The sequence below is a fragment of the Raineya sp. genome, from assembly GCF_053497555.1.
The window spans coordinates 29,149-51,830 of the sequence record NZ_JBRCWE010000022.1; the positions used below are offsets into that span (position 1 = coordinate 29,149).

Sequence of the window (22,682 nt, forward strand, 5' to 3'; positions counted from 1 at the left end):
TTTAGGGGATTTGGTATAGATGAACTTTATGGAAGCTGGCAATTTTCTGCCAGTTTTCAGGTATTTTTTTTACCCATTCAGGGAATTTCACTCCCAACAATTCAAAGTAGGCGATACTATATTCGTTTAAGATAACATACTTGGGCAGTTTGCTTGGGTTTGGCATATTCATTTCATCAAAGTTCTTAAAACTTACACCTTGTGGTTTTTCAAAACGGAAATACCATAGATGTCCAGAAACGAGTTTATCATCAGTAAAAACGATACAAGGTTTTTGAAAAATACCGAAATGTTTTTCAAATAGCATTTTTTCGTATTTGTACCCTGTTTCGGTGGGTTTGAGCATTGTATAAACGGGGTGAAAAATCAGTAAAAAGCCCAAAATAGCTATGCTAACCTCTTTTTTGTAGAAAAGTTGTAAATACTGCAAAATCCCCTTTCCCTTTGTAGGTATGTTGGGAGTAAGGCTATTGGTTAGGGGCTGAGGTAACCCAACCCACCCTGCTAAAACTGCATACAATCCTGCTACTTTTATTCCCAAAGTTTTCCAAACCCAAAGTGCAGAAGCAAACAACAAAAGAGCCGTGAGGACTTTGTAGGGGTTTTGCATAATTGCCTGTGCCGAAACGATTGCCCCCAAAGGCACTAAAAACAAAATATGGCGAGGGAGCAGATAAATAGGCGTATAATGTTCAAAATCTACGGGCATTAGCCAAAAGGAAAGCAGACTGAATGTAAAAGCCGCAAGTGTAAAACTTGAAAAATCTTGCAATGCTTTGCTCAAAGCAAATAGTTTTGTCAAAGCACCTGCAAAGGCAATTATCAAGCCTGTTTGCACAAACATTTGCAAGGGAGCATACGTGAGCCTTTCCAATAAAAAACTTTCGCTACGGAATTGAGTGTATTCCTGATGCCCTTCTTGGATAAGAGAGAAACGAAAAAAAGGGGTTTCTGTAAAATAGGCATACAAACCTACATAAAAAACGCCTAATACAAGGGCTGTAATGAAAGCCATTACCCAAAAGCCCAAATTTTGCTTTTTTAGCAAATCATATACGCATACATATACGTAGAAAGGCACAACAAAAAGGATAGTTTCTTTGCATAAAAATCCCCAAAAATTCAAAAAAACAAAGAAAAATGCTTGCCAAAAGTTGTTTTTTCTTTCCCAAAGCAGAAAAATAGCTCCTAAAACAAGTGTACTCAGTAAAACATCAGGGTATAACTTATTGGCAAAAAAAAGCGTGTAAAAGTCTAAAAAGAATAACAAGAGAGCAATTGCCTGTTGAGTTGGGATAAGATTTTTTTTTATCCATACATAAAAAATGGTAAAACTCGCAAGGGTAGCCAGCAAGGGCAAAAGTATGTTAGAAAAATCATTCACTCCAAAAATTTTGTAAAAGAGAGCCAAGGGGAAAATCAACCCCCATCGGTGAGCGAAAATATCAGATGTATGAATGGAGTAATTCCCTTGCGAAACGCTATAAGCATACGAAGCATAAGTAGTATCATCGTAAAAATAGTATCCGTCAAAATCTGCAAAGGCAAACAGCACACAAAAACAAAGGCAGAGATAAAAAAGTAGGTTCTGACGTAAGTTTAACACAAAATTCATTAGGTTTATGCAGATTTTTTTATAGCTTTGTGCAAAAATAAAGTAAAAATGATTTCTCGCCGTCAGTTTCTTACGGAAAGTTTGGTAGGAATGGGGGCTTTGGCTCTCGCCCCTGATTTGCTTTTTGCTGAAAGTAATAAAGAGGTCGTAAAAATTACGATACTGCACACCAACGATATGCACTCTCGGATAGAGCCTTTCCCCAATGATGGCAGAAAATTTGCGGGTTTGGGCGGTATGGCTCGCCGAGCCGAGCTTATTAAGCAAATCCGTAGCCAAGAACCCAATGTTTTACTCTTGGACGCAGGCGATATTATACAAGGTACGCCTTATTTTAATTTTTATGGAGGGGAAGTTGAGCTAAAACTGATGAGCCAAATGGGTTATGATGCCGCAACCATCGGCAACCACGAATTTGATAATGGCATAGCAGGTTTTAATAAATTTCTTCCTCACGCAAATTTCCCATATCTGATAGCCAACTATGATTTTTCAGGGGAAGAAAGCCTAAAAAATGCTTTCCAGCCCTATAAAATTTTTGAAAAACAAGGCATTAAAATTGGCGTTTTTGGATTAGGAATTGAACTGAAAGGCTTGGTTTTGGATAAATTTTATGGAAATACCAAATACCTTGACCCCATAGGCATTGCCAAAGAAATGGTACAAACCCTTAAATCTAAAAAATGTGATTTGATAATTTGTCTTTCTCATTTGGGTTACAGATATGATGAAGAGCCCAAGAAAATTTCTGATTACAAAATTGCCCAAGCCGTAGAAGGCATAGATTTAATTATTGGAGGTCATACGCACACTTTTTTAGATAAGCCCGAAGAGGTATCGCACCCTAGCGGGCATATTACGCTCATCAATCAAGTAGGTTGGGCGGGTATTCGTTTGGGTAAAGTAGATTTTGTTTTTGAAAAAGGCAAGAAAAAATCCAGCAAAAATACAAGTTACGCAATCAAGTAGTAACTTCATTGATGAAAACAGGTTTGAGAGTTTTAAGGTTTAAGGTTTGAGGTTTGAACTCTCAAACCCTTGAACCCTTAAACTTTTTGAACCTTTGAACTCTTAAAGTTTCAAACCTTTGAACCCTTAAACTTTCAATTTGAACCATCAAACCTAAACTTTTTGCATTATGCTTGTTACACGCAAAGCCCCTCATTTTGTTGCTCCTGCTGTTATCAATGGCAAGGAAATTGTCAAAGATTTTTCTTTGGAGCAGTATTTAGGTAAAAAATATGTGCTTTTGTTCTTTTATCCCAAAGATTTCAGTGGTGTATGTCCTACGGAAATTTGGGCTTTTCAGGAAAAATTAGCCGAATTTGAAAAACGAGATTGTGCAGTAGTAGGTTGCTCTACCGATACCGAAGACACGCATTTGGTATGGCTTTCTATCCCCAAAGAAAAAGGTGGCGTACAAGGAACAACCTTTCCTTTGGTGGCGGATACTGCTAAAACGATTTCCAAAAACTACGGAGTATTAGGCGGCTACGAAGATTACGACGAAGAAGGCTATGCTACTTTTGTAGGTGCTCCTATTGCTTTGCGTGGCACATTTTTGATTGATAAAAATGGTGTCGTTCAGCACGAAAGCATCAATCATTTTCTTTTGGCTCGTAACGTAGATGAATGTTTGCGTACCCTTGATGCACTCATTTATTTAGAAAAACACGGAGAGGCTTGCCCTGCCAATTGGCACGAAGGTCAGAGCTTTACCAAAGTTTCACGCGAGGCAATGATTGAATACCTGACCAAAGGCTAAAAAATCAAAAAGCCCCAAGTAAAATACTTGGGGTTTTCTTTGAAACAATTAAACAACATAAACAAACAAAACTATATGCTTGGGTTCTTTCATTCAAATCTGCCAAAATCAGAGCAAGTTATGTGCCAAAATCAACTTTTTAATCAGATTTTTTTGCGAAAATTTACTAAAAGCCTACTTTTCGCTCTTTTTGCTTTTGCTTCGGCTTTCGCTCAAAAGAAAACCGTTAGCGTTGAGGATATTTGGCAGAAATATTTATTTTACCCGCAAGCCGTTGAGGGGTTTGATTATATGAAGGATAGCCGCTTTTATACGGTTTCCGAAAAAAGAAAAATATACAAGTACGAAACTCGTACAGGTAAAAATGTAGGTTTAATTGCCGAATTGCCCATTGATTTTGATAGCTACGAATTCAATGCTACCGAAGATAAAATTTTACTCTATACTCAGCGAGAAGCTATTTATCGCCGCTCTTTCAAAGCAGAATATTATCTATACGACCTCAAAACCCAAAAACTTATTCAAGTTTCTCCAAACGGCAAGCAATCTTATGCTACCCTTTCGCCTGATGGCTCAAAAATTGCCTTCGTAAGAGAAAACAATCTTTTTTTAGTGGATATTGCTTCGCAAACTGAAACAGCAATTACCACAAACGGAAAGCCTAACCAAATCATCAATGGTGCTACGGATTGGGTGTATGAAGAAGAATTTGGTTTTGCACAAGCCTTTTTTTGGTCGCCTGATAGCAAAAAAATAGCTTTTTATACTTTCGACGAAAGCCGCGTCAGAGAGTATAATATGCAAATATGGAAAGGGCTTTATCCGCAAGATTATCGTTTCAAATATCCCAAAGCAGGAGAGCAAAATGCTTTTGTTTCAATTTCAGTCTATTTTTTGGATACTAAGCAAACCAAAACCCTTGACTTGGGTGCAGAAAAAGATATGTATATTGCCCGCTTGCAATGGACACGCAACCCTGATGTGCTTGCTATTCGTAAACTCAATCGTTTGCAAAATAAATTGGAACTTATTCACGCCGACCTTGCCAAAAATACTACACAAGCCATTTACAACGAGGAAAATAAGGCTTATGTTGATGTTGAATTTTGTGAAGATTTACACTATTTGCAAAATGGCAAAGAACTGATTTTGGCTTCGGAAAAAGATGGCTTCAAGCATTTTTATCTTTACGATATAAACGGAAAGCTAATCCGACAAATTACCAAAGGGAATTGGGAAGCCAGCAAATTAGTGGGTATAGATGAAAAAAAGCGACTGCTCTATTTTACAGCTACAAAAAATTCACCTTTGGAGCGTAACTTATTTGTGATTTCTTTGGATAAAGGTGTTGAAAAAATCTTGCTCGCCGAAAAAGGTATGCACAAAGTTACGATGAGTAATGATTGCCAGTTTTTTATGGACGAGTTTAGTACAGCCAATACGCCTCCTACGTATAGCTTGTACGAGGTTTCAGGCAAAAAAATCAAAGATTTGGAAACCAATAGCACCTTACGCAAAGTATTAGAAGAGTATCATATTTCCCCCAAAGAGTTTTTTACCATAAAAACCCCTGATGCCGAACTAAACGCTTGGCAAATCAAACCTTTGAATTTTAATGCTTCGCAAAAATATCCTGTACTGATGTTTGTATATGGCGGACCGGGCTCGCAACAAGTGGAAAACGAATGGAATGTATTTGATTATTTTTGGTATCAGCATCTTGCCGCAAAGGGATATATGATTGTATGTGTAGATAACCGTGGTACGGGAGGCAGAGGAGAGGCTTTTCGTAAATGTACTTACGGACAGCTCGGCAAATTAGAAGTGCAAGACCAAATACAAGCGGCAAAATACTTGGCAACGCTTCCTTATGTAGATGCCAGCCGTATAGGTATTTGGGGATGGAGTTATGGTGGTTATATGGCGGCAAATTGTATTCTGCAAGGCAATGATATTTTCAAAGCCGCTATTTCCGTAGCTCCTGTAACAAATTGGCGTTTTTATGATACTATTTACACAGAACGCTATTTGGGCTTGCCCCAGCAAAATCCTGCGGGCTACGATGAAAACTCTCCCAATACCCACGCAAGCAAGCTAAAAGGCAAGTTTTTGCTTATACACGGCACTAGTGACGATAACGTGCATTTTCAAAATGCAGTGGCTTTACAAGAGGCTCTCATCAAGGCAGGTAAGCATTTTGAAAGTTTTTATTACCCCAACCGAAATCACGGCATTTACGGCGGAAATACCCGCTTACATCTCTACCAACTAATGACAGATTTTTTGATGAGGAACTTGTAGGAAGCATTTTATTTTCCCTTATTATCCTATCCATTCTTAGCAAAGTGCAAATTTTTTGCAAAATAGCAAAGCATAAAATTTTATTTTGCACTTTTTGTTAGGAGCAGAATTTTTTTGTTCGTAACTTGAAAAAGTTTAATTTCAATACCCTTTTTATTTATGCCCAAAGTAACATTCAACAACCGCAAAGGAAACTTCTACGAAACGCTCAAAAATGCCGTTGAAGTTTATTTTCAAGAAAAAAAACTCTCTAAAACAGGCGATTGGCGTTTGTTTTCTAAAACAATTATTCTCATTGCCTCTGCTTTGGGGCTGTATGTATTGCTTTTGAGCAACGTTTTGCCTGCTTGGGCAGGTATGCTGGGCAGTGCTTTGCTGGGCTTTGTACTGGCAACTATTGGCTTCAATGTAATGCACGATGCCAACCACGGCAGTTATTCCAAAAGTAAAACACTCAACGAAATTTTAGGTCTTACGATGAATGCACTTGGGGGAAATGCTTTTATTTGGAAAATCAAACACAATATCACACATCACACCTATACCAATATAGACGGATTAGACGATGATATTGCCAAAAGTCCCCTGATACGAATGGCATCTACACAAGTTTGGAAACCCGCTCACCGCTTTCAGCACATTTATATTTTCTTTTTGTACGCTATTAGCTCGTTTGCTTGGGTTTTCCTGACAGATATGCAAAAATACTTTAAGCGTAAAATTCACAATAGCCCTATTAGCAAAATTCCGCTCAAAGAGCATATTATTTTTTGGATAAGCAAAATTTTGTACGTGGTGTTTTATGTGGCAATTCCTGTGTATTTTGTGGGGTGGGGTGCTTGGGCAATAGGTTTTAGCCTGATGCACGTAGTAATGGGCATTACTTTATCGCTTACCTTTCAGCTGGCTCATATGGTAGAAGAGGTAGAACACGAGCATTTTGTAGCAGAAAGCACTTTTATTGATTCCGAATGGGCAGAGCATCAGGTACGTACCACTGCCAATTTTGCTCCTCAAAGCAAACTCATTTCTTGGCTAGTAGGTGGTTTGAACTTTCAGATAGAGCATCATCTTTTTCCACGCATTAGCCACGTACATTATCCTGCTATCAGTAAAATTGTGAAAGAAGTTTGCGAAAGCTATAATGTACCTTATTACGAAGCTCCTACGCTTTGGCACGCGATTGTTTCACATATCAAAACAATGAAAGCCTTTGGGCAAAAGCCTGTGTTGGTAAGTTGTTGATAAATAATCTTGTAAATCCAACTTGTCGCTTAAATTTAGCCTAAAAAAGTATGGGGCTTTATTTTTCTGATTTGCAGATTTTTATTACCTTTACTCCAAAAGTTTGGGTATGCGAAAGTATAGTTTGCACTATGAGGAAGCCTCTCAAACGGTTTTTTTAATATTTGAGGGCTTTCTGAATGAGCAAGATTTTAAGCAGGTATGGCTGGAAGCAGTTGCTTTGATTGAAACACACAAAGCCCCTTATTTTTTCATAGATGCTTCCCAAGAGCGTATCATTCCTACGGGTACAGAGGAGTGGCTCATCAATGAATTTGCTCCACTTGCCGAAAAGCACGCCCACAAGTTAGGCTATCGTCTGAGAGCCGCAAGGGTAGAGTCGCAAGATATTTTCAATCGTTTGGCTTCGGAGAAAAGTATTTTGCATTTTGCTACTTCTACTCAAAATTTTGATTTTCAGAATTTCCCTAATAAAGAAGCCGCTTTGGCTTGGCTCTATCAATCCTAAAAAAATGAGAACTTGGATTTTGGGTTTGTATTTTATTGGCAAGTGCTTGATTTTGCAGGCTCAGCAAACTTTTTTTACCATTCCTTCGGGAGAAATTACGCATAAAGGCAAGCATTTTTATCAAGTTCAGACTAACTTTTGGCATCTTCATTCAGCCCAAACCAAATTTGATTTTGATTACGGCATAGGGCATCATTGGGAGTTAGGTTTTAATTTGGATACAGACCTTTCTTGGAGAAGAAATGCCAAGTTTCTGGCGGTAGAAGATACACTCGGATTGGAGTCGGTAACCCCTTTGGTGCTTTTCAATATGCAAAAAGGTATTCCGATTTTGCCACATCCCAAACTGCGTATCAATTTGGGTACGCAAATGGGTACAAACCTTATCAATGAGGGCCATTGGCATTGGGCTTATACTTTTTACACAATGCTTGCTTCCGAATTTATGGAAGATTGGCATATCAATCTTGGGGCTTACATAGCCAATGATGCTTTTACGGGTAATGGCGATAATTTAGGTATCTTTGCAGGAATTGAAGTCCCTTTTAGTGAGCGTTGGGCTTTGATGAGCGATGCTACCTTTGCCAATACATCTAAATTCTATAGCTTCTTTGGGTATTTCTTTCAATCCTACCAGTCGCATACAGGTTTGTTTGGGAGGCATAACCACTACGCCCAGCAATCCGTTCAGGCAAACAGGAGTAATCTTTGAAATTAGCTTCTTTGGTTGGGATTTTTGGGATAAAAATGAAGAGTAAATTAAGTTTGAGAGTTAAAAGTTTGAAGTTTGAACTCTCAAACCATTGAGCCCTTAAACCTTTTGAACTTTTGAACTCTTAAACCCTTAAACCCTAAAACCTTTGAACTCTTAAACCCCTTGAACCTCAAAATATTCAGACAACCTGATTATGGAAAAAAAATACTTGCAAACATTTTTACTTTTTATCGTACTCACATTCATACTGAGCGGCACACAAAAAAGCTTGCCTCAATGGGGCTTTTTTGGACATAAAAAAATCAATCGTTTGGCGGTATTTTGTTTACCACCCGAAATGATTCGTTTTTACAAACATTATATCACTTTCATTACAGAAGAAGCCGTAAATCCTGATTCTCGTAGGTATGCCGTAGAAGGCGAGGCAGAAAGACATTTCATAGATATAGACGTGTATGATAAATTTTTCAATGATAGTGCCGTCTATAAGATGCCTCGTTATTGGAAACAAGCTGTGGAGCGTTTTACAGAAGATACCCTAAAAGCCTATGGCATAGTGCCTTGGCATATTGAAAAAATGAAACACGACCTTACAAGGGCTTTTGAACAAAGAGATGCAAGGCGAATTTTACGTCTGAGTGCTGATTTGGGGCATTATATTGCCGACGGCAATGTGCCTTTGCATACTACCGAAAACTACAACGGACAAAAAACAGGACAAGTGGGTATTCACGGCTTTTGGGAATCGCGTTTGCCCGAACTTTTCTCACAAGACTACGACCTTTTTGTAGGAAGAGCCGAATATATCAAAAACACCCAATTGCGTGCTTGGGATTATGTTATCAATGCTCACAAAGCCTTGGATTCGGTGCTTCGCTTTGAAAAAGAACTTACCAAAGAGTTTCCCGAAGATAAAAAATACGTCTTTGAAGAACGCAACAGAATCACGATACGTACCTATTCGCGTGAGTTTTCCAGAGCCTATCACGATAGGCTCAATGGGCAAGTAGAAAGGCGTATGCGGGCTTCTATCAAGGCGGTTGCCGATTTTTGGTATACGGCTTGGGTAGATGCAGGGCAACCCGATTTGAATAAACTCATTGATGCCCTTTCTAATGAAGAATTGCAAAAAGAATTAGAACAAGAAAAAGAACAATGGAAACAGCAAAAATATCAAGCCCGCCCTCACGATAACGCCGCCCTATGGCAAGGCGATGGCTATTTGGAACATAGTAGTTCTTGCTGTTTTGTGGCTCATCACAAACCTAAACAAAAGCTTTTAGCAAAGAGTAAAACTCCTAAAACGCAAAAAAAGTAACTTTTCAGGGCTGAAATTTGCAGAAAAAATACTGAAAAAATTGAAAATTTGTCCTTCATTTTTTACTTTCGCCGTTTTCAGCCAAAAACATAGAAATTTTGAGTGCTTTACAGATATTTATACTGCTGTATTTGTTGCTTACGCTACTGGTGGGCTATTGGGCTTCCAGACGTGTAAAAAATGCCCAAGATTTTGCTTTGGCAGGTAGGAATTTACCTTTGGGTGTTTCGGTAGCGTGTTTGTTTGCTACTTGGTTCGGCTCGGAGGTGATAATGGGTAGCCCTTCGGAGTATGCTGAAAATGGTTTTTTGGGAATTATTGAAGAGCCTTTGGGAGCGGTTTTGGCTCTGATTATCATAGGATTTTTCTTTACAAGAAAGCTGTATCGTTTGGGCTTACTAACCTTTGGCGATTTGTTTGAAAAACGATACAATACACAAATTGCTTTCATCAGCAGTTTGATAATGGTCATTACTTACTTTGGGTGGGTGGCGGCACAACTCAAAGCACTTGGAGAAGTTTTGGAAAGTGTAATGGGATTGCCCATTTTTACGGGTATGATAGTAGGGGCATTTGTAGTGCTTATTTATACCTATATCGGCGGAATGTGGGCAGTTTCGGTTACAGACTTTCTGCAATCTTTCATTATTGTTGCAGGGCTGATAGCGATTTGGTGGAATTTGTCGGAGCAAATATCTTTGGACGCAGTGCTTGCCCAAACGCCCCCAAAATATTTTCAGGTATTGCCTGAACGTAATTTTTCGGATATTCTGGCATATATTTCTGCTTGGCTTACCTTGGGGCTTGGTTCAATTCCTTCGCAAGATGTCTTGCAACGTATTCTTTCTGCAAAATCTGAAAAAGTTGCCGTAAGAGCCTCATTTCTTTCAGCAGGGGTGTATCTGCTCATTACGGCTATACCACTTGTTATTACCCTTTATGCCCGCATTTTATATCCAAACCTTTTGCAAGAAAATCCTGAAGCCCTAATGCCTGTACTCGTGCTACAAATTGGCGGCTTGGGCGTGCAAATTTTATTTTTAGGAGCATTGCTATCGGCAATTTTAAGTACGGCGAGTGGAGCTATTTTAGCTCCTGCTACGGTGCTTGCCGAGAATATTCTTTTACCTTTTATCAAAAACAAGACTGACAAAACGCTTTTGTGGCTTTTGCGTATTTCGGTGGTGATAATTACGCTTCTTTCGCTTGTTTTGGCAAATTTGGGTGAAAGTATTTTTGAGCTTGCCAGCTTTGCGGCTTCATCGGGGTTAGTAACTTTGGTTGTACCCATTTGGGCGGCATTGTATCTGAAAAATCCTTCTCGTTTGGGGGCTATGCTTTCTACATTTATAGGGCTTATCGTATGGATTTTTTGCTTAATTTCCCCCATAGAACTTTTACCTGCGAATTTGGCAGGGTTTTTGGCAAGTATTATGGGAATGGTTTTGGGTTCAATTTTGGAAAAGCTGAAAGTTGCCCAAAGACAAAATAATGCTTGAAATTACGTGAGTTTTTAGGAATTTTATTTTATTTTTGCCAAAAATTTTAACTAATGAAAACACTTTTGAAAAATCTTTCCCTAATTTTCGTTTCTGCGGCTATTTTATGGTCTTGTCATTCTACTACCCAAGAAAAGCCAAACGCTGAAAAAAAATATGATACGCCAACCAGCGGAAGTGTGTATATTGCCGTAGATGAGGCATTTTACCATATCATTCAGCAACAGGCGAAAATGTTTATGAATGAATATGAGCAAGCACAAATCAATCTTGTAGTAGCCCCCGAAGATAAAGCGGTGGCTTTGCTTTTGCGTGATAGTGTTGATGCCGTCATTATCAGCAGGGATTTGAACAGCAACGAAAAGAAAGAAATTGAAAGACAAAAAACCATTACACGTGCTTGGGTGAGCTATGTAGATGCTATTTCGGTGGTGGTTAGCCCTGCTATCAAAGATACAAGCATTAGCCTTTCGCAACTCAAAGATATTTTTACAGGAAAAATCAAGAATTGGAAAGAAATTAACCCCCAAAATCCTGATAGTGAAATCGTTATTGTGTTGGATAATGCCAATTCCAGCAATCATAACTTTTTGAAAAATAAATTTGAAATTGCCGACATTAGCAAGCTGAAAATTTTTGGCACAAAATCTAATTTGGCTATTGTAGAGCAGGTTGCCAAACGAGAAAATGCTTTGGGAGTTGTGAGTTTTAGCTGGATAAGCGAAGATAACGAAGCCAATCAGAAACTCTTGGCAGGTGTAAAAATTTTACCCGTGCAAGATAGCACAGGAAAGGCTTATTTTGCTTCGCAAACCAGTTTGGCACAAAATCTGTATCCACTTTCAAGAGAAGTGTATAGCATCGTAAAAAATAACCGAATAGGACTTTCGTATGCCTTTATGAGCTTTTTGGGGCAAGAAACAGGACAAAGAATTTTTCTGAAAGCAGGACTTTTACCCAAGAAAATTCCTACGCGTGAAGTGGAAATTATTACACGAAATTTGGAAGTTAAATAGTTTTCAAACCATAAAATTCAAACACAAATGAAAAAAGTTAGTCTATTGGCTTTGGCTTTTATTTTCAGCTATGTGTTGCAGGCTCAAACCATTCAGCAAGGCTTGCAATATATGGATATGGAGCAATTTAGCTCTGCCAAGAAAGTTTTTGAACAACTCGTAAGTAGCAAACCCACCGCCGAGCATTACTACTATTTGGGCTATTTTTATGCCAAAACAGGCGAAACTGACCAAGCACAAGCACAATTTGAGAAAGGTTTGCAGGCAGATAAAAAATTCCCCTTGAACGAAATTGGGCTTGCAGAAGTAAAGCTAATGAAAGGCGATAAAGTGGGTGCAAAAGCTATGATTGATGAAGTTATCAAGAAAACCAAGTCCAAAGACTACAATGTGCTTTTGCGTGCTGGCGAGGTATATATCAGCCACGATACCCCCTACCAAGACCCCTTTGAGGCTATCAAGATTTTAGAAGAGGCTATCAAACACAAAAACGTTACAGAAGATGCTTATATTTTCTTGGGCGATGCTTATATGCTAACCAAAAAATCAGAAAATGGTCCCAAAGCTATCGCCAATTATGATTTTGCCAAAGCTAAAAGCAATGGTAAAAGCGGTAAGGCTCTCACCAAACGTATGGAGTTTAATCTTTTTGGCAAAAATCCCGACTATACAGATGTTTTGAAGGAGTACAAAGAAATTATGCGAGCCGCACCTGATTACACCCCTATTTATCGCAAAATTGCGGAGTTGTATGCCAAAGCACGCAAATTGGATAGTGCCATAGCTTATTACGATAAGTATATGGCTCGTTCCGAAAAAAGTGATGAAGTGCGTTATAGATATGCCATATTTTTGTATAAGACTGAAAAATACGAAAAATCCTTGCAAGAGCTAAAAGCTATGGAAGGTAAAGTAAAATATCCTGAATTTAACCGCTGGATGGCGTATGCTTTGCAAAAAAATGGTAAAACTGCTGAGGCTCAAAACTATATGAGCAGAGTTTTACAATCGGGTATCAAACTATTCTCTTCTGACTATGAGTGTTTGGCAGATATTGCTTTCTTCAATAAAAACAATGATGAAGCTTTTGCCAACCTTCGCAAAGCCTACGATTTGAACCCCGATGATGAAGAAAGCATTTATTATATTCGCCGTATAGCCGATTCGCTATACAGCCAAAAAAGATACACCGAAGCAGGTAAGACTTTTGAGGAAGTAATTGCTAAAAACAAACTCAATAAAAAGCAGTTTGGCATAGAAAACTATGTATTTGCGGGCTATTCGTATATGCTTAGCAAGGAAAACTACGAAAAAGCTGATGAAATCTTTGCACAAGGTTTTCAAAAATACCCTGATTATCCAAAACTTTTGATTTATAGAGCCAACAACCGCTTATCGCAAAATAGCAACGACATCAACGACAAGGCACTTGCAAAAGAGCCTTATGAAACCTACCTTGCCGAAACAGATAAACTCATTGAAAAGGCACAAGACAAAGAAAAAGAACTTGCCAAATATCGCAAAGACCGAGCCTCTGCCTACAACTATCTGATGGGCTATTACTACGCTAAAAAAGATTTGCCCAAAGCCAAAGAATTTGCCCAAAAAATTGTTGATGAAAAGAATGACGGAGATATTTTGAAAAAAGCAGAGGATTTGCTCAAATTGAAGGCTATTCCTGATGTGAAACCTGCTAATAATACCAAGAAGCCCGCTCCTAATACTAAACCTGCTCCCAAAACAGGTGGAAACAAACCTAAATAATTATTTTGCGTATTTACCCTTTTGCTTTTGCCGCAAGTTTCTCCTTTTTCAGGAGAAATTTGCGGTAAAATTGCTTTGTTTGTGCTGTAATTTACTACTGCTTGGTGCTTGCAATGCTCAAAAAACCGCTGAAAGTCCGAAAACAAACTATGTGCAGGTTTTAGAAAAACGCTTGCAGAAAACAGAACAAGAAATCTTGCAAAACCCAAATAAAAATCAGCTTTTGCTTCAAAAAGCCTATATTTTGGATAGTTTGCAAAACTATTTGGATGCATTGGAAACGATTAACATTTTTTTACGCAAAGAGCCTCAAAACATAGCAGGGTATTATTTGAGAGGTAAAGTGAAAATCAGTATGAGAGATGAGTCGGGGGCTATCAATGATTTCAATAAAATTATTTCTCTAAATCCCAAAGAAGCAGAAGCCTACTTTCAGCGAGGACTTTTGCGTTTGCAGTTCAAGGATACTTCGGGAGCGTGTTTGGAGTTTCGTAAAGCTAAAGATTTGAAACACGCCAAAGCAATAGAAAGCTATCAAAAATTTTGTCAGAAAACTAATTGATAACCAATTTTTTGTGGATAATACTTCCACCAAATTCCAAAGTAATTACATACACCCCTTTGGCAAAACTTCTTACATCTAAAACTTCTTCATTATAGCCTTGGCTGGCAATGCCCGTTTTGACAATAGACTTTCCGAGCATATCTGTAATTCTGAAAAGTAATTCACCGCTATTGGGAGCAGTAAAAGCTATTTTTACCTCATTTTGAGCAGGATTGGGATAAGGCTCATACACAAACAAACGATTGGAAAGATTGAAGCATTTTTGATTATCCGAAAGGTCGGTATCTTGTAAAGAGGGCTTAGGCAAAACCTTCACACAAAAATACCTTGATTTCTCTAAAATCTCATTCGGAATAATAGTTTGCAAGGTATAATCTACTATTTCACCTCTTCCAATAATAGGAGCGTAGGTTTCTCTGAAAGTAGTATCGGCAATTTCAACGAAAATTTGTAAATTATTGAGTAAGGTATTTCCTTTGTTTTCCAAAGTAAGTTTGATTTGGTTGTTTTCAAAACCTAATTCATTGAGGCTTATATTGGGTTTGAGTGTCCCAACTCCTACAATCTGACTAAACGAACTTTCACAATTATTAGGACTAATAGCCTTGAGCCTTACCAGATATTCACCTGCTTGCGAGAAGGTGTGAGTGGGTTGAGGCAAAGAAGAAGTATTACCATCGCCAAAACTCCATTCGTAGCTAGTAGCCCCCGAAGTAAAATTGTTGAACTGCACCCGCAAGGGGTTATCCAGAAAACGTTGGGTTGTGAAAATAATAGCGGGAGCATCAAAGACAGGGATATTTTCAATAGTGAAAGTATTGATGCAGTTGTTGTTATTTTTTACTTGTAGGGTTACATCATAAAAGCCACCTTGTTGGAAAGTGATGGTGGGGTTGGCTTGGGTACTTGTGCCGTGCCCTTCAAAAAACCACAAATATTCGGTAGCATTCGTTGCCGAACTGATAAACTGCACAGGTACGCCTGCACAGATATTGAGCGGGAAGCTAAAAGAAACAGCGGGGTTATCCAAAATTTGGATATTTTTAGTAATGCTATTGGTGCAACCTGCTGAATCTTGTACGGTGAGCGTGATGTTGTAAGTTCCTGCGGTGTTGTAGGTTTTGGTAGGATTCTGAAAAGGGGAGTAAGTGCCATCGCCAAAGTTCCAATAAAAGCCAGTGGCGGCGTGAAAAGGAACATTGGTATAAGTTGAAAAATTGTTGAAACTAATGGCTTGTCCTACGCAGGCTGTTGCTGGGACTTGAAAGTCGGCTGTTACCCCGCCTGATACTCTTACAACCTTACTAATACTATTTACACAGCCATTTAAGTTATTGACGGTCAGGGTTACGGTATAATTGCCTGCACTGCTATACGTATGTGTGGGATTTTTGAGTGAAGAAGTATTGCTATCGCCAAAATTCCATTGCCAAGAAAGCACATTGCTATCGCTACCAATAGAAGTATTATTGAATACGACTGGTGAGCCGATACAAACATCATTAGCAACAAAATTAGCTACGGTAGTAGTTGGATTGATATTAGCATTTCCTTCGTAGAAATGTACAATATTCCCTGTGTTATCTTTTACTTGTAAGGTAACGGGGTGCGAGCCTACATTGCGATAACGTATATTAGAAGGATTGTAAGTCGTAGAAAAAGAAACATTTTCACCACACTGACGCTGAAAATCTATGCGAAAGAGTTGGTTAGCAAAATAGTTAGCTCCTATGAAAATAAAATTGTCTTGATAGTTTAAAACACATACACCGTACATTTGTTGAAAGTTTGTTAATGATGAAATCGTACCCAAGAAAGTATTTGAGACAGCGTTATTGCTAATGCTATTGCCATAAGAACTGACCTGTACTCTGCCTAATGCATCTGTGGTAACAGCATAAAAATTAGCATTTTCTTTACAGAGTTTTACACTTGTTGCTGTTCCAAATCCAGTGCTATAGGGTTCATTAACAATAGAGGGACTATTATTTAAGCCATTATCAAAAATGATATGTCTATTGCCTACTGATGATACAATGAGTAAATTCCATACGCCACAATCATTGATAGCATCCATAGTTTCAGGATTTGAAATAGTTAAACTTATTGTGTTGATAATGTTACTCATTGAAAAATTATTGTTTAAGCTATTTCCTAAATCAACTACTGCAATTGCATTTGCAAAATATCCAGAAATGAAAAAGTAATAATTATTCCCATCTCTTATCAGTTTAGTTGCGGCTGTAAAAGTATATGAAGGGGCTAAACTTCCCATAAAACTCGCCGAGGGAGTATTTTTTATAGAAGTTCCAAAATTAAGACGAATGAATTGATTAGAGAGATAGTTGCAAGTTACTCCATACCAAATCCCTGATGTTTCGTCTTTGATAATTTCCAGTGTCCAAGGTCTGTTCAAAATTGATAAGTTACCTAAATTGTGAATGGCTTGTGGTGGATTTTGAGGATTATTCCCTAAATCAATGCGATAAAGACGAGAAGTGTTGTAAGCTACTACAAATAAAAAATACTCTCCATTTTCGCTCACAAGTTGGGTTTGTCCCAATCCTTCGTTGCCTATCATTCCTGTCAGGAAGGTTACTTGTGGGGGGGCTTCCATATCTCTGCCACACAAATCCCATTCATAAGTAAAGCCTGAGCTATGAGGATTGGAAAAATTTACGTTTTCATCAGGACAAATAAGTGCTGGAAGTCCAAAGGAACTTGTGCCACTGGGAATACACTGTGCTAAAATATTTGCAGAAAATAGAAATAAGCTAATCGTAAGGGCGTAAAAAACTTTCATAGTCAAAACTTTTAAATTGATACCAAACCCCAAACAAAAGTAACCAAAAAATCACTTTCAAGCAAAATAAAGGCTGAATTTACTTCAATGATAAATTACTCAACTAAATCGGCTTTGTAAAATGCTAACTCATAAATTTCTAAAATTTGAGATTTTTACTTTTATTCTTGATTCTTGGGCTTTCTCTGTATTTTTTCTGCCTGACATCTATTTTCTAAAATCTTGTTTCCTGTTTCTTGTTTCCTGTTTCCTTACTGCAAACTATACCCAAACAATTACGAAAATCATTTTAATCTTAGTATAAATTTACTATTTTCAGCCCCAAATTGAAAGAGTGAATGTTTGATGCAATTATTTCGGGCTTTGGAACAGGGGTAGTTTTAAGCTGTATGCTCGGAACAGTATTTTTCGCCCTTATCCAAAATAGTATAGATTTCGGTTACAAAAGTGGTATTTTCATAGCTTCGGGAGTGGTGTTTTCAGATATATTTTTTATTTCGGCGGCTATGGCGGGTACGAGTTTCTTGCCCGATACCCCTCAAATGCCTTTTTACAGCAGTTTGGTAGGAGGGGTGCTTCTAGTAGGTTTAGGAGCAGGTAGTATTTTCAAGAAAAAAATAGAAATTAAACGCACAAAAACGCATTTGGGGAATGCTTTATATTATTTTGGACAAGGTTTTTTACTAAATGCTCTCAACCCCGTAAACTTCTTTTTTTGGGTGGCTATTGTAGCTCATTTGCAAACAGAAAAGTATTTCCCTTTCAATTTGCAAATTGTATTTTTTATTTTTTGCCTGCTCGCTATTTTCCTGACAGAAGTGGGCATCTCTTTTTCGGCTTCAAGACTTCGCAAATTATTTACACCACTTATTATGCAACGCTTCAATCAGGTTTCGGGGGTTATTTTTGTGGGATTTGGCATAAAACTGCTCATTGACGCTTTTACAAAGTATGCCTAAAAATTTTCAAAAAATCTCTTTCCAAAATCCTTTTCCACAAATTTTGCCTTATAGCTTACGAGGCAAACTTTGGCTTATTGTTCTGAAAATATTTTTTGGCTTTTTCAGAATGCTAAAAGGCAAAAAATGGCAAATGCCTCTTGCCAATTTTGAGGAAAATCCGCCTTTTTGCACTCGTGAAGATATATTTTTTTTAGGCTACAAATACTATTTCCAAACACCACTTTACTTTTTAAAGTCTATTGTAGAGCATTTTAGAAGTCAAAAAATCCAATTTTCTCTGCCTGAAAGTTTTACGGCTCAAAATACAATTACCCTTTCTGTCGGAGGCGATTTAATGCCTTATGCTTGGATACAAAAAAACTATACCCAAAATCTTTGGAACGAAGTAGGAGAGTTCTTTTTTGATGCAGATATTGTTTTTGCGAATTTAGAAACACCCATCCACTTACAAAAATCAGCTTCACTCGTTCCCGAAGTGATGATAACAGATATGCTTTTCAATGCTAATACCGAAATGTTTGAAATTTTCAGTGGAAAGCCGCATTACAAAGGTTATGATATTCTTTCTACTGCCAATAACCATAGTTTGGATATGGGAGAGGAAGGTATTTACAAAACAATTGAATTTCTGGAAAGCAAGAAAATTGCTTTTACAGGTACAGCCCGCAATTGGCAGGAGCGTGATAATTTCCCTATTTTGGAACGAGAGGGCATTAAAATTGCTTTTATCGCCTACACATACTCATTGAATAGAGAAGTTTTACCCGAAGGCAAAGAATATTTAGTAAATTACGAAAGGCTCAATTTCCCTGATTGCAGTTTGGAAAAATTGCGAAAAGATGTAGAAAATGCCCACAGACGAGGCTCCGATTTGGTTGTACTTTCTTTACATACAGGAAACGCCTACCAGATGTATCCTTCGGAGCATACCATTCAAATTTTTCACCGAATTTTCGGTGAGTGTGGCGTGGATATTATTTTGGGAAGCCACCCGCACAACCCGCAACCAATGGAAAAATACGACTTTATTTGTCCTTTTACACAAAAAAAGAAACAGGGCTTTGCCATTTATTCCCTTGCCGATTTTGTAGCTTACGATATTTTTGTTTGGGATAGACTTATTCCCCTGCTAAAATTGCATATCACAAAAGGTACTTGTGGAAAGGAAACGCACACCCAACTCAGTAGGGTAGAGGTATTGCCTACGTACTTGTGGGGAAGCAAAAAAGGAAAAAAAGAACTTCGTTTTTTGCATTTGGAGCGGTTGATTAGTCAAATTCAAAGAAACGAAGCTCCTGCATTTATGAGTAAAAAATGTATAAAAGAGGCAATGCACTTATACGAACTTTGGCAAAAAATATTTGACCAAAGTCTTGTTTAGCCTATTTTCCATTGCCGTTTTTGGGTGAAATCATTTTCAGCAGTGAGGTAAGCTCATCTTTAAGGTCTTTACGATGAACAATGAAATCCAAAAAGCCGTGTTCTAAAACAAATTCTGCGGTCTGGAAGCCCGAAGGCAAATCTCTACCAATCGTTTCACGAATTACTCTTGGACCTGCAAATCCAATCAAAGCATTGGGCTCGGCAATGTTGAAATCGCCAAGCATAGCAAAAGAGGCAGTAACGCCACCTGTGGTAGGGTCTGTAAGCAAGGAAATATAAGGTAAGCCCGCTTTATCCAAAAGAGCCAGTTTGGCAGAAGTTTTTGCCATTTGCATAAGCGAAAAACCAGCTTCCATCATTCTTGCCCCCCCCGAGCGTGAAATAATCAGTAAAGGCAAACGCTTTTCCAAACAAAAATCTATTGCCCGAGCAATTTTTTCACCCACTACCGAACCCATAGAGCCACCAATAAACTCAAAATCCATACAGCCAATCACAATCTCTATATCATTCATTTTGCCGTAAGCGGTACGGATAGCATCTTTTAAGCCTGTTTTTCTTTGGGCATCGGCGATACGAGTGGGATAATCTTTGCTATCCACGAATTTGAGCGGGTCGGCGGAGGTCATATTCGGGTGAAGTTCGGTAAATTCGTTGTTATCAAAGAGTATGGCAAAATATTCAGCAGAGCCAATTTTTTCGTGATAATTGCAATTCAGGCAAGTGTAGTAATTGGCTTGCAATTCGTGTGTAAGCATTACCTTTTTGCAAGAAGGACATTTATACCAAAGCCCATCAGGCGATTCCTTTTTCTGCGAAGTAGGGGTCTGAATGCCTTTTTCTTGTCTGATAAACCAACTCATTTTGCTTGTGTTTATGTTGAGCGGTGCAAGTTACGAATTTTTCTAAAACAAGAAAGCTATTTTTGGTATTAGAAACAGGAAATAGGATACAGGAAACAGGAAATAAGCTAAATATCAAGATACAAGAGAAAAAATCTCCCAAATTTTTTCAAATGCAGAAAAGAAGTACTTAGGCTTCATTAAAGAAAGAAAAATTGCTGATAAAAATCAGCCTGAAATTTTTGTGAAATACTTTTTTAGTCTTTACCTTTGCAACAAAGTTGTAAAAATAGTGAAGCGTTTTATTCCTATATTATTGCTTACTGCTACGCTTCTGCAACCCTTACAAACGTTTTGGGTGAAGGTTTCTTTTGAACTCAACAAAAGTTACATAGCCAAAAATCTTTGCGAAAATCGTTTCAAGCCTGAGCTCAAATGCGGTGGTAAGTGTTATTTGATGAAAAAACTTGCCGAAAAGCAGAAACAAGAAAAAGAAACTCAAAAAGAACGCATAGAAGTTTTTTCCTTCACGCTTTTTGCAGAAAACCTACCCAATTTCACTTTCCAGCAGTCTTTCAACGAAATCAAAAGTCCTTTTCCGACTTTCTTCTTGCTTTTGCCTCATCAAGAATATCTTTTTGATACTTTTCACCCGCCACGCGTATAGCATCTGATAGGTTGTTGCTTTACTTCTGTTCTATTTTTAGCAAAAAATCATTTTTTGCCTGAAATCCTAATGCTTTCAGTCAGATGCGAACCTCAAAAATCAAAGAAAGCGAGAGGTTGCCTCAGCTTTCCCGTATCTACTATGTAGATGCCAAAGGACGTTTGTGCAAAAGGCAAAGTAAATTGGAAAAATTACTTACCCAAACCCTGCTAATTTTCCAGACTTTGCCTGTGATGCTCTCTTTTACGCTCATTGGGCTTACGATTATAGAAGGGGCTTGCCTAATAAAACTTTATGATATGATGCAAAACCCTACTTTACATCAAGCTCATTGGAAAACATACCTTGTGCTAACCCTCTTAATAGGAGTTATTTTGTTTTTTGTGGTCAGGATTGGACTTTTCTTTGCCGAAAAACAATCAAGAGGTAGCCAAAACTTTTTACAAACCCGCAAATCCAAAAAATTATGATGAAGAGAATTTCAGTTTTAGTATTTCTGATGAGTTTTGCATATCTCTTGCAGGCTCAATCTATTTGGGATAAATGGAAGGAACTCAAAGAGTTTCACGTAGTAATGTCCCAAACCTTTCACCCTTCGGAAGAGGGCAATTTAGAGCCTATCAAGAAACGAAGCAGTGAAATGGCTGAAAAAGCCAATCTTTTGGCAAAATCTGCTATTCCCAAAGAATACAACACGCCTAAAATTAAAGAAGCAGTAAAAAAACTGCAAAAGGGAAGCAAAGAGTTAGATGCTTTTATCAAAAGCCCAAAAGCTACTGATGAAGGCATTAAGCAGAAACTCTCTGCCCTGCACGATGTATTTCACGAAATCGTAGGTCTTTGCAAAAACGAAAATCATTAAAATTTTAACCTAAAACCAAAAAATCTACACGTATGAACAAATCTATTTTGAAAATTGGTGTTTTAGCTCTTGCTGTGGGCTTTTTTGCTTGCAAGAAGAAAAACGTAGAGCCAGGTCCCGACCCCAACAAAAGTGGTAGTGCCGAAGTGTATTTTGATAATTTTGTAGGCACACAGGAACTCAAATTGAATGTTTCTTACACCAATCCTCTTACAGGTGAAACTTTTACGCCTACTTTGCTCAAATACTTTATCAGCAATATTGAGCTAAAAACTGCCAGCGGTGCTACTTTTGTTGTTCCCCAAGAGCAGAGCTATTTTCTGATAGACCAAGAAAACGCCGCAAGCAAGAAATGTATGATAGCAGGCATTCCCGAAGGCGATTACAGCGAAATTTCTTTCTTGGTGGGGGTAGATAGCTTACGCAATACCAAGCCTGTTTCAGAGCGTACAGGGGTTTTGGATATTGCAGGGGCGGCACAAGGTATGTATTGGAGTTGGAATACAGGCTATATTTTTGTGAAATTTGAAGGTACTTCGCCTCAATCTGCGGCGACAGATGGTAAGTTCCGTTATCATATTGGAGGTTTTGGCGGGTATTCTACACCTACCATCAACTGCATACGCAAAGTAACATTGAGCTTTGGTAACGACCGCCTTAAAGTGCGTCAGGGGAAAACTCCTTCCTTGCATTTGATAGCAGATTTCCTCAAATTTTTCAATGGAAATTACCAACTCAAAATTGCTAACAATCATACCGTAATGGTTAGCCCTTTGGGTCCAAATATTGCCAACAACTACCAAAATATGTTTCTCTACGACCACGTGCACGACGATGGACATTAAGATTTTT

The 22,682-nt window shown here is 38.1% G+C and carries 20 protein-coding genes; 17 read left to right on the plus strand and 3 right to left on the minus strand.

What is annotated here, in order from left to right; all coding sequences use genetic code 11:
* Position 1 precedes the first annotated feature (1 nt).
* Positions 2 to 1,615 (minus strand): ArnT family glycosyltransferase, encoded by a 1,614-nt coding sequence (locus ACWITO_RS02405; RefSeq protein ID WP_448528411.1) that lies wholly within the window; start codon positions 1,613 to 1,615, stop codon positions 2 to 4.
* 51 nt (positions 1,616 to 1,666) lie between these two features.
* Here ACWITO_RS02405 and ACWITO_RS02410 point away from each other — a divergent pair, with 51 nt between their 5' ends.
* From ACWITO_RS02410 to ACWITO_RS02460, 11 genes are all read left to right on the plus strand, one after another.
* A complete protein-coding gene (locus tag ACWITO_RS02410; RefSeq protein ID WP_448528449.1) occupies positions 1,667 to 2,584 on the plus strand; it encodes a bifunctional metallophosphatase/5'-nucleotidase in 918 nt (305 codons plus the stop codon).
* A gap of 166 nt (positions 2,585 to 2,750) precedes the next feature.
* A complete protein-coding gene (locus ACWITO_RS02415) occupies positions 2,751 to 3,380 on the plus strand; it encodes a peroxiredoxin (RefSeq protein ID WP_448528450.1) in 630 nt (209 codons plus the stop codon).
* Positions 3,381 to 3,500: 120 nt separating this feature from the next.
* A complete protein-coding gene (locus ACWITO_RS02420; RefSeq protein ID WP_448528412.1) occupies positions 3,501 to 5,681 on the plus strand; it encodes a S9 family peptidase in 2,181 nt (726 codons plus the stop codon).
* Positions 5,682 to 5,840: 159 nt separating this feature from the next.
* On the plus strand, positions 5,841 to 6,926 hold the full coding sequence (locus ACWITO_RS02425) for a fatty acid desaturase family protein (RefSeq protein WP_448528413.1): 1,086 nt from the start codon (positions 5,841 to 5,843) through the stop codon (positions 6,924 to 6,926).
* Between the two features lie 109 nt (positions 6,927 to 7,035).
* Positions 7,036 to 7,434, plus strand: coding sequence for a hypothetical protein (locus tag ACWITO_RS02430; RefSeq protein WP_448528414.1), 399 nt, complete (start codon positions 7,036 to 7,038; stop codon positions 7,432 to 7,434).
* A gap of 4 nt (positions 7,435 to 7,438) precedes the next feature.
* Positions 7,439 to 8,146 (plus strand): hypothetical protein, encoded by a 708-nt coding sequence (locus ACWITO_RS02435; RefSeq protein WP_448528415.1) that lies wholly within the window; start codon positions 7,439 to 7,441, stop codon positions 8,144 to 8,146.
* A gap of 196 nt (positions 8,147 to 8,342) precedes the next feature.
* Positions 8,343 to 9,467 carry a zinc dependent phospholipase C family protein gene (locus tag ACWITO_RS02440; RefSeq protein ID WP_448528416.1) on the plus strand — a complete coding sequence of 375 codons (1,125 nt, stop codon included), beginning with the start codon at positions 8,343 to 8,345 and terminating at the stop codon, positions 9,465 to 9,467.
* A gap of 98 nt (positions 9,468 to 9,565) precedes the next feature.
* Positions 9,566 to 10,966, plus strand: a complete 1,401-nt coding sequence (locus ACWITO_RS02445) for a sodium:solute symporter family protein (RefSeq protein ID WP_448528417.1) — start codon at positions 9,566 to 9,568, stop codon at positions 10,964 to 10,966.
* A 53-nt stretch (positions 10,967 to 11,019) separates the two neighbouring features.
* On the plus strand, positions 11,020 to 11,982 hold the full coding sequence (locus ACWITO_RS02450) for a PstS family phosphate ABC transporter substrate-binding protein (RefSeq protein WP_448528418.1): 963 nt from the start codon (positions 11,020 to 11,022) through the stop codon (positions 11,980 to 11,982).
* Between the two features lie 27 nt (positions 11,983 to 12,009).
* Positions 12,010 to 13,746 carry a tetratricopeptide repeat protein gene (locus tag ACWITO_RS02455; RefSeq protein WP_448528419.1) on the plus strand — a complete coding sequence of 579 codons (1,737 nt, stop codon included), beginning with the start codon at positions 12,010 to 12,012 and terminating at the stop codon, positions 13,744 to 13,746.
* A 79-nt stretch (positions 13,747 to 13,825) separates the two neighbouring features.
* Positions 13,826 to 14,308 (plus strand): tetratricopeptide repeat protein, encoded by a 483-nt coding sequence (locus tag ACWITO_RS02460; RefSeq protein WP_448528420.1) that lies wholly within the window; start codon positions 13,826 to 13,828, stop codon positions 14,306 to 14,308.
* On the opposite strand, the gene ACWITO_RS02465 is transcribed toward ACWITO_RS02460, so the two are convergent.
* On the minus strand, positions 14,301 to 17,114 hold the full coding sequence (locus ACWITO_RS02465; protein WP_448528421.1) for a PKD domain-containing protein: 2,814 nt from the start codon (positions 17,112 to 17,114) through the stop codon (positions 14,301 to 14,303). The genes ACWITO_RS02460 and ACWITO_RS02465 overlap by 8 nt on opposite strands.
* A 338-nt stretch (positions 17,115 to 17,452) precedes the next feature.
* Here ACWITO_RS02465 and ACWITO_RS02470 point away from each other — a divergent pair, with 338 nt between their 5' ends.
* A complete protein-coding gene (locus tag ACWITO_RS02470; RefSeq protein ID WP_448528422.1) occupies positions 17,453 to 18,073 on the plus strand; it encodes a LysE family translocator in 621 nt (206 codons plus the stop codon).
* Entirely contained in the window at positions 18,066 to 19,457 is a 1,392-nt protein-coding gene (locus ACWITO_RS02475) for a CapA family protein (protein WP_448528423.1), read from the plus strand. The genes ACWITO_RS02470 and ACWITO_RS02475 overlap by 8 nt, the downstream gene beginning before the upstream one ends.
* A gap of 1 nt (position 19,458) precedes the next feature.
* Here ACWITO_RS02475 and accD read toward each other — a convergent pair whose 3' ends face one another.
* On the minus strand, positions 19,459 to 20,322 hold the full coding sequence (gene accD, locus ACWITO_RS02480) for an acetyl-CoA carboxylase, carboxyltransferase subunit beta (RefSeq protein WP_448528424.1): 864 nt from the start codon (positions 20,320 to 20,322) through the stop codon (positions 19,459 to 19,461).
* 271 nt (positions 20,323 to 20,593) lie between these two features.
* Between accD and ACWITO_RS02485 the strand changes: the two genes are divergently transcribed.
* From ACWITO_RS02485 to ACWITO_RS02500, 4 genes are all read left to right on the plus strand, one after another.
* Positions 20,594 to 20,968 carry a hypothetical protein gene (locus tag ACWITO_RS02485; protein ID WP_448528425.1) on the plus strand — a complete coding sequence of 125 codons (375 nt, stop codon included), beginning with the start codon at positions 20,594 to 20,596 and terminating at the stop codon, positions 20,966 to 20,968.
* A gap of 83 nt (positions 20,969 to 21,051) precedes the next feature.
* A complete protein-coding gene (locus ACWITO_RS02490) occupies positions 21,052 to 21,438 on the plus strand; it encodes a hypothetical protein (protein ID WP_448528426.1) in 387 nt (128 codons plus the stop codon).
* Positions 21,435 to 21,830, plus strand: coding sequence for a hypothetical protein (locus ACWITO_RS02495; protein ID WP_448528427.1), 396 nt, complete (start codon positions 21,435 to 21,437; stop codon positions 21,828 to 21,830). Before ACWITO_RS02490 ends, ACWITO_RS02495 begins: the two co-directional genes overlap by 4 nt.
* A gap of 32 nt (positions 21,831 to 21,862) precedes the next feature.
* On the plus strand, positions 21,863 to 22,675 hold the full coding sequence (locus tag ACWITO_RS02500) for an MbnP family protein (RefSeq protein WP_448528428.1): 813 nt from the start codon (positions 21,863 to 21,865) through the stop codon (positions 22,673 to 22,675).
* The last annotated feature ends 7 nt before the right edge of the window (positions 22,676 to 22,682 follow it).